Below are 15,675 nucleotides of genomic sequence, written 5' to 3' on the forward strand. Positions count from 1 at the left end.
GGAGAAACTAAGAACATATTCACGGACTTTTATGACAATCTTTACATAATTTTAATGGACTTTATGGTATCATAGGAAGATAATACAATCCATACTCGCATGATTACAAAGGTATTGGGATAGCTTTCTATACGCAAACCCGAGCGTGTGAGCACTCGCCGCAACGATAAACATCTTATACGAAAACCAGCGCCCCCAAAACGGTGGCTAGTGAGCACTCCTTGCGCGAACATCAGAGCGCGAAGGCAACATTGATGTTCGTAGCAATAAACGTGCACAGGTTTTCGTAGGAAATAAGTATTGGTTTTCGTATAAATTCTGGGCGCTCACCTGTCAATCTTATACCAGCCCAAGACATATCCCTGGGAGGTTCCACCTGCCGTACGTACAGGATGCGTATACGGCCACATTTCGCCACGGACGGCCCCTATACCCGGCTCCTTCCTGGCATCTGGAGGAGGTACCCACTTTGAAGCATCAGCAACTTGAAGGGCCTTTACGCCCATCACAAGCCTCAATATCATCGCGGCATCTTCGAGTATCCGCCACCCCTACGCGCCCCCTACCAGCACCAGTCTGTATCGATGCCGCCATTCCACAACAACCCATACACCCGCTCGTCGGGCGCGCTAACGATATAGAGCTACTCAAACAGCACCTCTGGGAAGATGGTAACGCCTCCCTTTCAGCACTCAATGGTCTCCCTGGCATCGGCAAGACAACACTAGCTATCGCGCTAGCTTACGATGAAGAGGTACGTGACTATTTCTCCGATGGCATCCTTTGGGCCGGACTTGGCCCTCATGCCAACATCCCCAACACACTTAGTCGCTGGAGTCGTCTACTCAATCTCTCGCCAGAGGAACATAGCGATTATACTTCCTGGACGCAGGAGCTACGAGCCGCCATCGGCTCACGTCGCATGCTGATTCTGATCGATGATGCCTGGTCCATCGAAGATGCACTTCCCTTCAAGATTGGAGGGCCACATTGCGCACATCTGATTACAACCCGCTTTCCGACAGTCGCCTCCTATTTCGCAGTCAATGGGCCTCTGACCCTACGTGAGCTGAACGGAGAGGAAAGCATCACTCTGTTGCGCAATCTCGCACCCGATGTCTTTGATAGCAGTTCTCCCAAAGGGCTTGATCTGGCCCAGGCCGTAGGAGGTCTTCCTCTAGCACTCACCCTCATGGGCAACTACTTACGTAACCAGGATAACACCAGCGACTCTCAACACATTCAAGACGCGCTTGCTAGCTTGAGCAGTACGGAACAATATCTAGACTTAAGCACCTCCCATGAGACAGGCACATTCCCGAGTGATATGTCCGAACTACGTTCACTTCACTCAGTCATCGCTATTACTGACCACCAGTTATCTTCTGCGGCTCGCGCCTCACTCTACGCGTTCTCAGTCTTCCCATCTAAGCCACATAGCTTTTCCGAGGAGGCGGCACTCGCGATTGCCGGGTGCGATACGGCCACATTGGATATCCTTATCGATGCGGGTCTACTGGAATGCAGTACATCCGAGCGCTATACCCTGCACCAGACTATCGCCAGCTACGCCCGTGCCCAATTACAGGAAGCGACTCCCTGTGAGCGGCTTATTGCTTACGCCCTGAACTATGTTGAGCAACACGAAAAGGACTATGAACTGCTCGAACATGAAAGTGCCATCATCCTGAGTGCTCTAGAAACTGCGTACGAGCGCCACTACTGGTCAGAATTGGTCAAAGGTGCCTGCGCTTTCGCCCCATTCTTACTCATGCGCGGCTCCTATACGTTGGCAAATACACACCTCCAGCGAGCCCATCAAGCTGCGACAAAGTTACAGGATCGCGATGGCATACTCAATACGCTGCTCCAAATCGGCGAGATTGCCTATCGTCTTGGCGAATACAATCTGGCCCAGGAGACATACCAGCGAGGTATCGAGCTTGCACGCACCTGGAACAATCGTCGCCTCCTCTGCGCTCACCTGACAGGTCAGGGCTGGCTGGTCTGGAAGCGTAGCGATTATAGCAGCGCCGAGTCGTACCTTCGCGAAGGGCTTGCCATCGCGCAGCAGGATAACTATCCCGAATATCTTGTTGAGCAATTACGTGTGCTTGGCTCCATTGTCGCCAGTGGAGGCGACTATAGCCGTTCAGAAAGCTATCTTCAGGAAGCACTTACACTCGCGCGCGACCAGGGAGACCGCGAGAAAGTTTGCCGCCTCTATCTCAACTTTGGTGTCACCTATGCAGAGCAGGGGCGCAACGAAAAGGCCGAAAGCTTTCTTCTCGAGGGGCTCACCCTGGCACGCCAAATTGTCCATTACGAGTTGACTATTATCTTTTTGCTTAACCTGGGTACGCTCTCTTATGAGCAGGAGAGCTATGAACCAGCCGACACCTACCTACAAGAGGGGCTAGACCTGGCACGCCGCTTTGGCTTGCGTGAGTGGATCGGTATTTTCCTGATTAATATTGGCGAGATGAAGACAAAGCAGGAGGACTACGAACAGGCAGAACTTTTCCTCGCGGAAGGGCTAGAAGCCGCGCATCTCATTGGCTCTCCGCGCATCATAGCCTCCGCACTCCATCTGTATGGGGACCTCTATCTCTACACTCATAGAATCGAGCAAGCGATGGACGCCTATCATCAAATGCTTACGACCCTGCCCGAGGGGGATCGCGAAATGTATATCCTGGGACAATATGGTCTCGCAAGAGCGACTGCCGCGCAAGGTGACATTTCCGAAGCCCTCCGCCTGGGCGATGCCTGTCTTGAAAGTCTGGAAATGAGCGGACACCGCAAAGAGGCTGAAGTGCGAGCCTGGCTGAACGCGCTCTCCACCCCCTCAGCTTCACGCGCTAGCAATGGTTGACGCCCCGGCAATCTACCGGCGCGGTCGGATCAGGAGTTGGCGTCTCATAGTACTGAAGCGGTCGCTGTGTATACGGCATCGAGGTAGCGACCGCAAACAAGAGTAAGATGCTGAGTGCCAGCACAAAGCAGGCCATACTCACAACCAGCTTATTCGAGCGAGATGAATGCTCCATAGCATTGTCGTCCAATCTGCATCATGCCCGCTCGCATCCCCGGTTATCCTCCAGCGCGTCCCATGCATCTGCACCATCTCTTTTGAGGAGTGGGCGGGAGAGATCTTTACATAGAAAAATATTACTCTATTAGTAAACGAGGAAATAAGCCAACCGTTTACAAAGATCGCCCATTCCTCTCACTTGATGGTGGATATCTCTTCATACGATCCTCAGAAAAGCAAGAGGATCGTATGGGGAGGGTTCACAACAACTCCCAATAACTCAGACTTATCCTCCATTATCTCATAGATTCGCGCAGCAAGCCGAGGGAATATGCTATAATACCCTTAGAATAGGCGTTCTTATTCAGGCGAAGTCAGTCAAAGAGAGAGGAATACATGACTACAGGTGAAGCGGGGCAGGCAGGAATTCGCATGGAGAGCTCAACCGCACTCCACACCCAGGGACAAACACATGACGAAGATGGTAGTCTCTTCGGCTGGGACCCGATGACTGGCATCGTCTCTGTCTGGGCACAACGGGACGGGCGAGCGCTTATCTGGCGACGCGTGAAGGATGAGCAGGGAGAACGCATCGACCGTCTCTCCGACCACTTCCACCCCTGGCTCTTCGCCACGATACTTGAGGATGTAACCCATCCTGGTACAAATCTGCTACCAGAAGGAACACCATGTCCGACGGGACATGCCATCTGGTTTCGTGAGCTAGACGGACCCACAGGCTCCTACCGCTATTTACTCTCCTCTACGGATGGTCGTCTTCTTGAACGCGAAATTCTCTTTGGCGCATCACATCGCCTTAACTACCAGGTCAAAAATATCAGCGAGCTAGAGCATACCTACTACCGTCTCGGGCCTGTGGAACAATACCTGATGGCGACAGGACGTGTCTACTTCCGCAACCTGAACTATGAGGATCTACACCGCCTACAATTTGATCTTGAGACGACGGCGCTTGATCCACGCCAGGGACGCATCTTCCTTGTTTCAATACGTGATAGCCGGGGTTTTGAAGCTATACTCGAAGCGCCAACTGCTAATGATGAGCGCCGCCTCATTATCGATCTCTGCCGGATCATTCGCGAGCGCGACCCTGACATCATAGAGAATCATAATCTCTTCGGCTTTGACCTTTCCTTTCTTAGCAGACGAGCCGCCTCCCATGATATATCGCTCACGCTGGGTAGACGGGGTCCAGGTGGCACTCACGCCATATTGGAAGGGCGAGAGGAGACGCTGGCTATCGGCCCCGAGGCTCGGCGGCGAACCCGCTATAGCGTCGCTGGACGCGAGCTTATCGATACATTAGATGCCGTGCGACGCCATGACTTCGTTGTACGCGACATCCCTAGCTATGGCTTGAAGGAAGTTGCACGCTACTTCGGCATCGCCTCACCAAAACGCGTCTATATCGAGGGCTCGGAAATCTACAATACCTATATGCGCGAACCGGAAATGGTTCGCCGCTATGCCCTCGACGATGTAAACGAGGTGGATGGTCTCTCTCGCCGCCTTCTTGGCGCGCCCTTCGCCCTGGCAAGCATGGCTCCACGTCGCTATGAGCGTCTGGCATCAGCGGGTCCAGCCATGGGCATTCTGGAGCCAATCCTGGTGCGTGCCTATCTACGCGCGAGGACAGCTCTTCCCTGTCAGGCCACATATGACTCTGGTAATACAGAGATAGAGCCACACGCAGGGGGCGCGGTGTATCTCTTCGCGTCCGGTGTAGCTGAACATGTTGTTAAAGCTGATGTGGCCTCGCTTTACCCCTCGCTTATGCGCACCTTCAAGATAGGGCCAGCCAGTGATCGCCTCGGCATTTTGCTTACCATCCTGGGACGTCTTACAGATTTACGCCTGGCTCATAAAGAAGCCGCGCGCGTGGCTGAACCCAATTCTATCGATTCCAATCATCATAACGCGACTCAAGCTGCAATGAAGATCCTGATTAACGCTGCCTATGGCTATATGGGCGCGGGTCAAATGGCCCTCTTTTCTGATGGACGCGCAGCCAATGAAGTCACCAGCAGAGGGCGTGCCATTCTCTCTCAGGTCTTACGCTCCCTCGAAGCACGCGGCACACTCCCTATAGAAGCCGATACGGATGGCGTCTATTTCGCGGTCCCCAATGATTGGAGTGAAGAACAGGAGCGGGCCCTGGTAGCGGAGGTTGGCGCTGAATTGCCTTCTGGCATTCGCCTGGAGTATGAAGGCCGCTATCGTGCCATGCTCAGCCATGAAGTCAAGAACTACGCCCTGCTTACCTATAATGACAAGCTCATTGTACGAGGAGTAGCCCTACGCTCCAGTCGTGCCGAGCCTTTTGGCGAGCGCTTCCTACGCCAGGCCCTACACTATACACTACTAGGCAACATCCCCCGTGTACGCCAGATTTTCCTTGATACTGTCAATGCACTGCGGGACCGCCAGTTAACCGCCTCAGATGTCGCCACGCGCGTCCGGCTCTCTAAAAGCCCTGCGACTTATCGCACCTCACGCTCATCACACCAGGAGCCAGCCTACGAGGCGCTATTGAATGCCGGGCGCGACGAATGGTTACCAGGAGAGCGTATCCGCTTCTATAAAGGACGGGGCCAGCGACGCTACATCTGGCTCCCAGAGGCTGTCGCTGAAGAGAGCACTACGCCCCAACACTGGCAACAGCGACGCTCATCACAAAGCCATAGCACTACCCAGGAGCGTCAGGATTATGATATCGAGCATTATGTACAGGTGCTTGTCACCTCATATGCCGCGCGCCTACGCAAAGCCTTCTCGCCAGAGGACTTTAATCAGCTCTTCACGCTCGACCAGCCTGGCCTCTTTGATCTTTATGAACATCCTATTGAGGAGATTCGTCCGCGCCTCGAACGCGAGAATGCCGCCCTCACTCTCTAGCGACCGCTTTGGCGGGACGGTTGGTTACCTGAAAAACCAGAAGAGCACATGGTCCGCACCAAAGCAGAGTGCAAGCAAGGCTAGCCATCGCGCATCGACTCCCAGCGTGCCTCGCTATGGGCCAGCATACTAATATTAATAGCGATGATCAGGCAGACAGCAGTAATGCCACCCACGGCCGCGATCCAGATATCTCGGCGAATTAGGTCCGACCAAGGATAGATAAAGGTTGTGCAAACAGTCGCCAAGCAGGTCACCAACCCTACTACTACAATCAACATCAAGACGGGACGCGGCAAAATCTTCTGTTTTTTGAGCTGCTCATGCCACTTTTTGCCAAAGCACAGGCTCAACAAGTTGATAAAGTAGAAAGCTGTAGCAACAGTCCAGATAATAGTCAACACTGCAGAGAGAACAGCATACAGGCGCGACACCAGGGAGGTAGATGTTCCGAACTTCACGACATAAGGAAGAATGACAAACACAACCACCACGACTAGCAAGGCCGCAAAAGTGTGAAAGCGAATAGCGACAACTGGCTGCCGATGCTTGTTCAGGTATGCAATATTTCGTGGCAGAAAGTTATCGATGCCTGCGACAAAGAGTAGTCTTGCGGCAGCTCCGATATAGAAAACGATACTCGCCAGGCAAGAGAGCAATGTAATCACAGCAATCACACTGCCCACCACCTTACCAAAGACCATATCAATGATATGCACACCCGCGAATGATGGCACCGCTTCTCCCAGTAAGCCCTGTCCGAAGACCACCAGGATCGCGAACGGGACCAGAAAATAGCATGCAAAGACCACAGGGGTACCCCCGAAGAGATGCGCAACGGTCAGGCGCTTATTTCCTGGCTCTCGTAACTCGCCAGCCATATTCATTGGACCACTCGCACCAATAAAGCTTAGTGTCACCACACTAAAGAGCGAGAAGTTGTTAGGGTCAATACGCCAGGAAACCCCATTCAAAAGGTCCGCTTGTATGCCATGACCACTCCATATCCACACACCCGCAGCCAGAACGATCACCAGCACCGCAACTAAGAGACTCAGGGCCGCTACATTCACTATATTGAGCACAACACGCAAACGTCTGGTACACAGGAAGGACCCAAAGACCAGGAGTATGACCATAGCGCATCCTTGTTGCCAGGGCTGTGTTAGCCAATTATTATTCAGGCCAGCCAGAATCGTCACAAACGCATTCGCCGCCGTCACCGGAGCCAGAACACCACTCAACCAATAGCAGAGGCCAACAAAAAAGCCCCAGAAACGTCCAAGAGCGTGATAAGTCCAATTATAGAGGGAACCTTCGTGGGGATACATTGCACCAAGCTGTGCGGTCGCAATGACGCAAGGCAAAAAGAAAGCCACTGCGCCCAGGATAGTATACGTCAAAGCCACCACACCACCAGTCGCCTGCAAGACCGCATTTGTGATTAGAAATGTTGCTACGATATAGCAAGCCAGGAGATCACGACCACCTACAATCGAAGGCATAACTCGCGGTACATATCGCTCTGAGGCCAACCCTTCTTCCTGCAATGCCTTCTCATCCTGCTCAACACTCCCTTTTACCACTTTAACATCTTTTAAGGCGTGCATCTCTATCCTCCTCAACTTCCAACACTACCAGCTGTTTGTTTAAGTCCCACCGTTTTCCACCAAAACTACATGCTGGTTTAACTTCCCATACATACCAATATATACATCTCTTTTTCCCTGTTAACAAGCTTTTAATCGCTATAAATTACTAATTTCCTATTTTATATGAATTCAAAACTCATTACACTCGTAAGTTGAGAGAGGGAAGATAGAAAGCAAGTAGTGTCTTAAATTAAGACAAGAAGATGTGGCACATCAAAAGAGGAAAGAAAGCGAGATACGAAAAAAGCCCCCGATAAACTCGGGAGCCCATAGGCGTCAAGTTAAGCCCCAGTAAACCCCATCAAGAAGTTGATGGGAGGTACTGGGGCGCGTACTTCGAGCGGGGATGGAAGCGCTTCCCAACAACGCTTCACGGATACATGCAAGGGCTTGAGAAAGAGGGATATATCCACGAATGCCGAGAACCAAGAGCGAGAGTTGATCTCGAAAGAGATCAGCACAGAGCATCCAATTACGGTGAGGATCATCCCAACAACTCTCAAGGAGAACCCAATGTTCCACGAGCATAGCGATCAGCTTAGCATAGAACTCACAAAGAATATGGTCGGGAAGCTGGCTGCTCCATTCATCCACATGCCCATGACTCTTCCAGAGCTTGAAGAGCAATTCCACCTGCCAACGCGCCCGAAACAGCAGGAGTGCTTCTTCTGCTGAGAGGCGTTCCACAGGCGCATTGGTAACAATCAAGGTCCAGCGAGCAAGGGCAAGAGCATGTGAGGAGGGCACATGCCCTTGCTTGTTGGCCTTGTCCAGCAGATGCTCACGGCGTTTCTGAGCTACCTCATCAGAGACAGGTAAGGCAATAATCCGCGCATTGAGCCAGAGGGAGCGAATGGAGCCTAAACGGACCGAAAGATCAATGACTGTGTCGGTCAAAGCGGACAAGTGAGATGCCAAATCCAAGCGTTGCCCCTCGGGTGTACTCACGGCCAAATTGCCTCGTGGGCGAATGACAAAAACGACCCCTTGTTGGTCCATCTGACGCAACTGCTTGAGGGAGTAATAGGCAGCATCTGCCACCCACACACTGCCTTGCCCGCAAGGCAGTGTGTGGGTGCTCGTTCGGCTATCATGATCACGTCCCTGATGGAGTGCTGGCCCGTCCAACCTGCCACTGCGCAGATCCCAGCGCACGCCGAGTTTGACAGCCGATGGAGATGCATTCCCTCCGCTTCCTTTCCAGAGCCAGGCGAGAGCCGATGGCAATTCAATACAGGTAGTATCTTCGAGGAGAACTGCAGGGAAACGAGCTAGGAGCCCAACAGATAAAGAAGACGTTAGAAGGAGCGTGTGAACTGCTTGCTGTAACACGCTCAAGAGCCAATGCGCTGTGTTCTTTGTCAAGCGTTCAAAGATTGCTTGTTTACTCACTCTCACCCCCACCGAGTGCGCAAAGCGGGCCAGTTGACTGGGACCAGCTAATGGATGTTTCAGCCAGCCAAAGACGAGTAAAAGCAGCAAGGTGCTCGCAGAAAAGCAACGATGACGGACAATCAATCCTTGTTCTTGAGCCAAACGAGGCGCATCTTTATAGATCAATTCCTCTAAGGCCTGGCACAAGGGTGCTATACTTTTCATAGAAAAGCTCCTGTTTCTGATAGCAGTTTGCCTACTTCTATCATGACACAGGAGCTTTTACTTGTCAGGTTGAGATCTCTTCTCTTAACTTGACGCCTATGCCCCCGATAAACTCGGGAGCCTTCTTTATAAACAGGGGTGGCAAGAATCGAACTCGCAACCTTCGCTTTTGGAGAGCGCTGCTCTGCCAGTTGAGCTACACCCCTACGTGTGTGAAATGATGATACCAGAGCGGGAAGGATTTGTCAATACCACAATGCCATCTCTTGTCTTTTAGGGTGTAGTTCTCCACCCTGTCTAATATCACCAGCAAGTTTCAGGCAAAGCGCTTAGATGTTTACGATAACAAAAGTAAAGACCCCTGAGTATAGAACACTCAGGGGTCTCGAAGCGGAGAGGGAGAGATTCGAACTCTCGGAGGGATTGCTCCCTCAGCGGTTTAGCAAACCGCCGCACTAGGCCACTATGCGACCTCTCCGTATGTGCTCAGCCAGGAATTTTGTATCCCCGAACTGCAAACAAGTATATAGTAAGTGTCCTGTTTTGTCAACACTTTTTTATCAGTTTTTTCAGGCTCCGCGCAAATCTTCCACCAAAGGCTACAGGCGCTGATAGTTCCAACTCAGGCACTCACCGTTGCGGAAGAGCATATGGCCATGGAAAGGGCGAGCATCGCCATCAAAGACCATAGGAAGGAAATGACGATCACTTGGCCACATGGGAAGAGTTGCAAGTGTATCAAGCGGCACCCATTCAAGTGTGCCCTCAGCATTGCCATTATGAGCGGTCCCATGCCAGGCATCAATCAAGAAGATAAAGCCAAACCAGTCAGCTCCATTCTTGCCAAATCCCTGCCAGGAGATAGTACCTCGAAGCTGCATATGATCAGCCTCCAGACCAGATTCCTCACGTATTTCGCGCTGCATCCCAGCGATAATATCCTCGTCTGCCTCCACACGACCGCCCAGGCCGTTAAACTTCCCATAATGCAGATCATCGGGGCGTTTGTTACGGTGAATCATCAAGATATGTTTACCATCAGGTGAGAGAATGTATCCCAAGGTAGCAAGGATAGGTTGAAACATAGCGATATGGATTCTCTTTTCTAATATGAACAATGGGCAAATATAGCAGCAAGCTCCGGGTAATAAGACCCATTTATAACTATGGTTTGAGCCTATTATAAAGAGAAAGCTAGAGGAAGGACCAGGAAAGGGGACCTTTGCGCGATCAAGAGGCCTCGATATCGAAGCAAGGCCTCTATTAACAGGCTTCCAGCGGTCTTGTGCTGGACGGCTGCGCAAAAGGTGTATTCAAGCGACCAAAGCGACTAATACTCTTGAGGAGATGAGGGAGCCGAAAGGGCATCTTATTTATGGCAGGCAGACTGTACTCCCGCGCAATCCCCATATTACTCTCATAAAATGTCAGAATTAGCACAGGTATATGATAACCACGTATGAGTTGAGATATAGCTGGAAAGCCCTGCCCATACTCACCTGGCTCAACAATAGCCAAATCATATGCTCGACAATGCTCAGGCATCTCGCTATATATGTCTACCTGATGCCCACTTAACTCAAGCGCATAATGTAACATATCCCGAATTAGTAGCTCTTCCTCAATTACCGCTATATACATATACTTACAACCTCGTAATGGGTATTGAGCATACACGATCAAATTCCACTTGCAAATAATATTACCATAGAATCCGCATATTTCGCGTTAAAATTACGTTAGTTTTTTATCGTTTGTATAAAACATGGTATACAAATGTGAAACTCTATTTTATGAATGTAAACGGCTTGTAGAGTGTAGCTCGTAGTGCTCACGATGAAGGCTTATAGGACCCAAATCCGAGTCCTATAAGCCTTTAGAGGTAGTATATGTAAGACAAGCAGAGTAACTTGTTATCTGAAATTTGACATTGTGGAGCAGAAGGCAATATCTGCCAGTTAGCGAGGAATCAATCGAGCAAGTTCGCGGCGTAACAATTTACCAGCGGAGTTGCGTGGAATCTCAGGGACAATATAGATAGCCTGTGGAACTTTGTAACGCGCGAGGAAACGGGTGGCATAAGTGAGTAGTTCGTCTGATCCTGTCGTACTTCCCGTTCGCAGGCGCACAAAAGCGATAGGTACCTGACCCCAGCGCGCATCATCGCTACCACAGACCCCAGCCTCCTGCACCTCTGAATGGCTCAACAGAACCGATTCAATCTCGGCGGGATACACATTTTCGCCGCCAGAAATAATTAGATCTGAGCGGCGGTCCAGAACATAGAGATAGCCTTCCTCATCCAGGTAACCCAGATCGCCTGTCGAGAACCAGCCATTGTGGAAGGCACGCTCTGTAACCTCGGGGCGATGATCGTAGCCGGGTGTAATCGTTGGCCCCTGAAGGTGAATAACGCCCGGTTGACCAAGAGCAACTGGTTGCTGGTGCTCATCAAAAATCCGTAGCTGCACAGGGAAGAGTGGGCGTCCCGCTGACCCTAATTTACGGAGGGCATCGCCTGGAAGCAGTGTCGCGGCCTGCGCGCATGACTCGGTCAGGCCATACGTCTGAACAACGGGAATGCCACGTGCGGCACAGCGTTCCAACAGAGGGCGCGGTGCGGGCCCTCCTCCTAACAATACACAACGTAAAGTCGCGGGATAACGCGCACCGTGCTCATGCTTATCAAGGTCATCAAGCATGCGCTGAAGAATGACAGCCACAACTGAGATGATAGTCACGCCATCTTCAATAATAGCTCGATTGATCCCCTCGGGCGCGGCCTTCTCATGTAAATTGACACTAATACCATTAATAACGCTACGCATGAGGATGGTGAGTCCACCAACATGAAAGAGAGGCAGACAAGCAAGCCAGCAATCATCTGCATGATGTTCCAGTGTTAACGCTGATCCAATCGCGCCCCAACAGAGCATACCATATGTGATGAGTACGCCCTTGGGGTGACCAGTAGTACCCGACGTATACATAATGGATTGGATATCATTCAGATTCAGGCTCCCACTAAGAGCAATAGCTGGCACCAACGGTTGATCTGCGATGCCCACATTCTGCTGCGCGTCACTAATCAGCGAGAGAAAAGTTAACCGTGGAAGCTCACGTGCCAATTGTGAAGCGGTCTCACCATAGCGAGCATCACTGCAAAGGAATGTGGCCTGTACATCCTCAAGCTGCCAGGCCAGTTCAGCCTGGGTTAAGCGAACATTGAGTGGTACCAGAATTGCTCCCAGGCGCATCAAAGCATGTACGACGACGACAAAGGGCAAATCATTCGCCGCCAGCAGCGCGACGCGAGTCCCCTTACCAATGCCAGGTGTGGCAAGCTGGTAGGCTAGCTGCTCTGTTTGGTGCAAGAGTTCGGCAAAGCTCCAATGTGTAGAGCCACACTGGATCGCTAAATGATCGGGCTGATTCTCAGCAGCACGTACAAGCCAGTTTGGCAAGCTCGTTTCGAGAGGCATAGGAGCATTCATAGCGCCACCTCGCTTTGTGGCACAAAGGAATAGCGCGCCAGAGCCGTACGATCAAGCTGGATGCCCAATCCAGGTGTCGTAGGAACAGATAAAGTACCAGCTTGAAGTGGAAGATCTACGCTGAGCAGATCATCTTCCAAGTGCGCGAGAGTCGCCAGACCACAAGCCATTGTGATCTCTGATGACGCAGCCGCAAGATGGAGGGTCGCCGAAAGGGAAATTCCGGTCTCAAGCATGCTGGTAATCACACACTCCACACCAGCCTCTTTAGCGCTCTGAATCACCTGCCGCGCTGGATAAAGCCCACCCAGAAACTGCGGCTTAATAATCAGTACATCAGCCGCTTGCCATTCGAGAACGCGGCGTACACTCTTGCTATCATAGATCGCCTCGTCGGCAGCAATAGGTATCTGGACCTCTCGACGGAGGCGATACATACCATCCAAATCAAAGGCACGCAAGGGTTGCTCTACATACTGAATATCATACTGCGCGCATGCCGTAAGGATCTCACAGGCCTGTTCAAACGTCCACTTCTCATTAGCATCCAGGCGCAAGCGAACCTCTTCACCAATGGCAGCACGTAACGTGGCAACGCGTTCAATTTCTTGCCGTGGGCTACCATACAGACCCATTTTAAGCTTGACGCAGCGAAAGCCAGCCTGAATCGCCTCACGCGCCTCCTGACAGGCTACGTCATCGTTGGGCGCGCCAACTACAGCATTGACTTCAATGCGGCTCCGTGTCTCTGTCTCAAAAGGGGCTAGGAGTGTATGCAGACTGACGCCTTCATGTTGACTCCAGGCATCGAGCAACGCACTTTCAAGGCCATAGAGAGCAGGAGCAGGATAGCTCCCCGCCTCCACGTGAGCATAGAGTACCTCCAGCGCCTCCTGGCAGGAGAGAGACTGAATCTGAGGCAAGAGCGAAACAAGAGCATTATAGGTCTCGGAGAAAGACACACCGCCGAAATCTGGCAGCGGTGCCGCTTCGCCCAGACCTATAATGCCCCCTGACGTCATAATCTCAATCAAGCATCCTTCGCGCGAGATGATAGAGCCATGAGCGGTCGAGAAATGCCCCTGCATTGGAATACGATAGGGTGTATACGATATCGACTGTACCTGCATATGCCACCTTCTTCTTCACAGCACATCGTTTCTAACAAAGAGGGATACGGGCATTCCCCGTATCCCTTCAGAAGAGACTAATTATGGAAGGCGTGGATACTTCGAGAAGTCGGGCTTACGCTTCTCTAGGAAGGCATTTTTGCCCTCTTTTCCCTCTTCAGTCATATAGTAGAGCATTGTGGCATTACCGGCAAGCTCTTGAATACCGGCCAGACCATCGGTATCAGCGTTAAACGCGGACTTGAGGAAACGTATGGCAATGGGGCTCTTCTCAAGAATCTCGCGGCACCACTGGACCGTCTCTTCTTCAAGCTGAGCCAGAGGAACCACGGTGTTGACCAGGCCCATATCAAGGGCCTCTTGCGCGTTATACTGACGACAGAGATACCAGATCTCACGTGCCTTCTTATGACCAACGACGCGCGCAAGATAGGTCGCACCCCAACCAGCGTCGAAGCTTCCAACTCTCGGGCCAGTCTGACCAAAGCGCGCATTATCAGCGGCGATAGTCAGATCACAGAGCAGATGAAGCACATGACCACCACCAATGGCGTATCCCGCGACCATAGCAATCACAGGCTTGGGCAGATATTTGATGACCTTCTGTAGCTCAAGCGCGTTTAGGCGAGGCACACCATCATCGCCAACGTAACCACCTTCACCGCGCACACGCTGATCTCCACCTGAGCAGAAAGCCAGTTCGCCAGCACCAGTGAGAATAACAACCCCAATCTCGTTGTCTTCGTGGCAACGTCCGAATGCATCAATTAATTCAAAGAGGGTACGGGGTCGAAAAGCGTTACGAACCTCGGGGCGATTAATGGTAATCTTACCAATACCCTCGGTCTTCTCAAAGATAATATCGGTGTAGTCACACACCTTCTGCCAGTTTACAGACATCGCCTATTTTCTCCTTCAAATTAGATGTGAATCATTAGCAGTGACAGCAAATTATCCACTGACTTGTTGTCACTGCTAACGCACTCTTATGATAGCATTTGTGCGCAGAATTGGCCCACCAGAGCAACAAAACGCTCCGGTTGCTCTAGATGAATAGTATGCCCCGCGCCTGCGACGACATCCCAGGTCGCGTGGGGAAGTTGGTGCTGCATCTCCCGAGCGATAGCACAGAACTTCGGATCATGTTCTCCGGTAAGCAGCAAGGTTGGAATGTCAAGAGAAGGCAAGCGCTCATAGAGCGAAGGTTGCGCGCCGGTTCCAACGCCTCGCAAGCTGTTCGCGAGACCAATAGCACGATTATCGAGGCGCTGCTTATGAAGTTCCTCATGCTCCGCATCTGGCAAACGCTGAAGGCCCTCAAAGAGGGGTTGCTGCTCCCAGTATTCAACAAAGGCGGGGACCCCCTCACGCTCGATACGATCCGCTAGCACACGGTCACTCGCGACCCGCTGCGCGCGCGTATGCGCATCGGCAAGACCGGGAGAAGTACTTTCGAGAATGAGCGCCCTGAAGAAACCAGAGAACGCGCTATACAGCGCGATACGCCCGCCCATTGAATAACCTAGCAGGATTGCCTGCCCTTTCTGAACCCCCAGTTGGTACAGAGCCGCCAGGATATCTTCTTGAGCATGCTCGATATTATAACGCTCGAGGTCCGCTGGCGCGTCCGATTGACCGTGGCCCAACATATCCAGCGCGATCAGGTAGACATTGTATGCGGAGAGAGGGCCAAAGAGCGAATGCCAGGCAAGAGCGCTCCCGGTAAAGCCATGCAGCAAGACCAGGGGTGGATGCTGAGGCTTCCCATAGGTCACCGCACCCATCTGTATACCGTTCACCATAAGCTGTTTCAGACTCATAATTCGCAGCGTGCTACCCATAACTTCATC

11 protein-coding genes and 2 tRNA genes are annotated in these 15,675 nt (G+C 51.8%); 2 read left to right on the plus strand and 11 right to left on the minus strand.

Going from position 1 to position 15,675, the window contains the following annotated elements; genetic code table 11:
• The first annotated feature begins 469 nt into the window (after window positions 1-469).
• Entirely contained in the window at window positions 470-2,875 is a 2,406-nt protein-coding gene (locus K3T82_RS07180; protein ID WP_220192801.1) for a tetratricopeptide repeat protein, read from the plus strand.
• On the opposite strand, the gene K3T82_RS07185 is transcribed toward K3T82_RS07180, so the two are convergent.
• Window positions 2,862-3,050 carry a hypothetical protein gene (locus K3T82_RS07185; protein WP_220192802.1) on the minus strand — a complete coding sequence of 63 codons (189 nt, stop codon included), beginning with the start codon at window positions 3,048-3,050 and terminating at the stop codon, window positions 2,862-2,864. The two genes, K3T82_RS07180 and K3T82_RS07185, sit on opposite strands and share 14 nt — an antisense overlap.
• Window positions 3,051-3,430: 380 nt before the next feature.
• Here K3T82_RS07185 and K3T82_RS07190 point away from each other — a divergent pair, with 380 nt between their 5' ends.
• On the plus strand, window positions 3,431-5,950 hold the full coding sequence (locus tag K3T82_RS07190) for a DNA polymerase domain-containing protein (protein WP_220192803.1): 2,520 nt from the start codon (window positions 3,431-3,433) through the stop codon (window positions 5,948-5,950).
• A gap of 80 nt (window positions 5,951-6,030) precedes the next feature.
• Here the strand turns inward: K3T82_RS07190 and K3T82_RS07195 are convergent, their stop codons facing one another.
• The 10 genes from K3T82_RS07195 to menH form a co-directional block, all read right to left on the minus strand.
• On the minus strand, window positions 6,031-7,560 hold the full coding sequence (locus K3T82_RS07195) for an APC family permease (RefSeq protein WP_220192804.1): 1,530 nt from the start codon (window positions 7,558-7,560) through the stop codon (window positions 6,031-6,033).
• A 318-nt stretch (window positions 7,561-7,878) separates the two neighbouring features.
• On the minus strand, window positions 7,879-9,201 hold the full coding sequence (locus tag K3T82_RS07200) for an IS4 family transposase (RefSeq protein ID WP_220192805.1): 1,323 nt from the start codon (window positions 9,199-9,201) through the stop codon (window positions 7,879-7,881).
• 133 nt (window positions 9,202-9,334) lie between these two features.
• A tRNA-Trp gene (locus K3T82_RS07205) sits at window positions 9,335-9,407 on the minus strand.
• Between the two features lie 185 nt (window positions 9,408-9,592).
• Window positions 9,593-9,679, minus strand: a tRNA-Ser gene (locus K3T82_RS07210).
• A 121-nt stretch (window positions 9,680-9,800) separates the two neighbouring features.
• Window positions 9,801-10,286, minus strand: a complete 486-nt coding sequence (locus K3T82_RS07215) for an NUDIX hydrolase (protein ID WP_220192806.1) — start codon at window positions 10,284-10,286, stop codon at window positions 9,801-9,803.
• 178 nt (window positions 10,287-10,464) lie between these two features.
• On the minus strand, window positions 10,465-10,842 hold the full coding sequence (locus K3T82_RS07220) for a response regulator transcription factor (protein ID WP_220192807.1): 378 nt from the start codon (window positions 10,840-10,842) through the stop codon (window positions 10,465-10,467).
• 317 nt (window positions 10,843-11,159) lie between these two features.
• The gene (locus tag K3T82_RS07225; RefSeq protein ID WP_220192808.1) at window positions 11,160-12,695 is read right to left on the minus strand and encodes an o-succinylbenzoate--CoA ligase; all 1,536 of its coding nucleotides are present in this window, start codon (window positions 12,693-12,695) and stop codon (window positions 11,160-11,162) included.
• Window positions 12,692-13,825 carry an o-succinylbenzoate synthase gene (menC, locus tag K3T82_RS07230; protein ID WP_220192809.1) on the minus strand — a complete coding sequence of 378 codons (1,134 nt, stop codon included), beginning with the start codon at window positions 13,823-13,825 and terminating at the stop codon, window positions 12,692-12,694. Before menC ends, K3T82_RS07225 begins: the two co-directional genes overlap by 4 nt.
• A gap of 81 nt (window positions 13,826-13,906) precedes the next feature.
• Window positions 13,907-14,725, minus strand: coding sequence for a 1,4-dihydroxy-2-naphthoyl-CoA synthase (menB, locus tag K3T82_RS07235; protein WP_220192810.1), 819 nt, complete (start codon window positions 14,723-14,725; stop codon window positions 13,907-13,909).
• 86 nt (window positions 14,726-14,811) lie between these two features.
• Entirely contained in the window at window positions 14,812-15,666 is an 855-nt protein-coding gene (gene menH / locus K3T82_RS07240) for a 2-succinyl-6-hydroxy-2,4-cyclohexadiene-1-carboxylate synthase (protein WP_220192811.1), read from the minus strand.
• Window positions 15,667-15,675: the final 9 nt, after the last annotated feature.

The organism is Ktedonospora formicarum (assembly GCF_016587355.1).
In the GTDB taxonomy this organism is placed as follows: Bacteria; Chloroflexota; Ktedonobacteria; order Ktedonobacterales; family Ktedonobacteraceae; genus Ktedonobacter; species Ktedonobacter formicarum.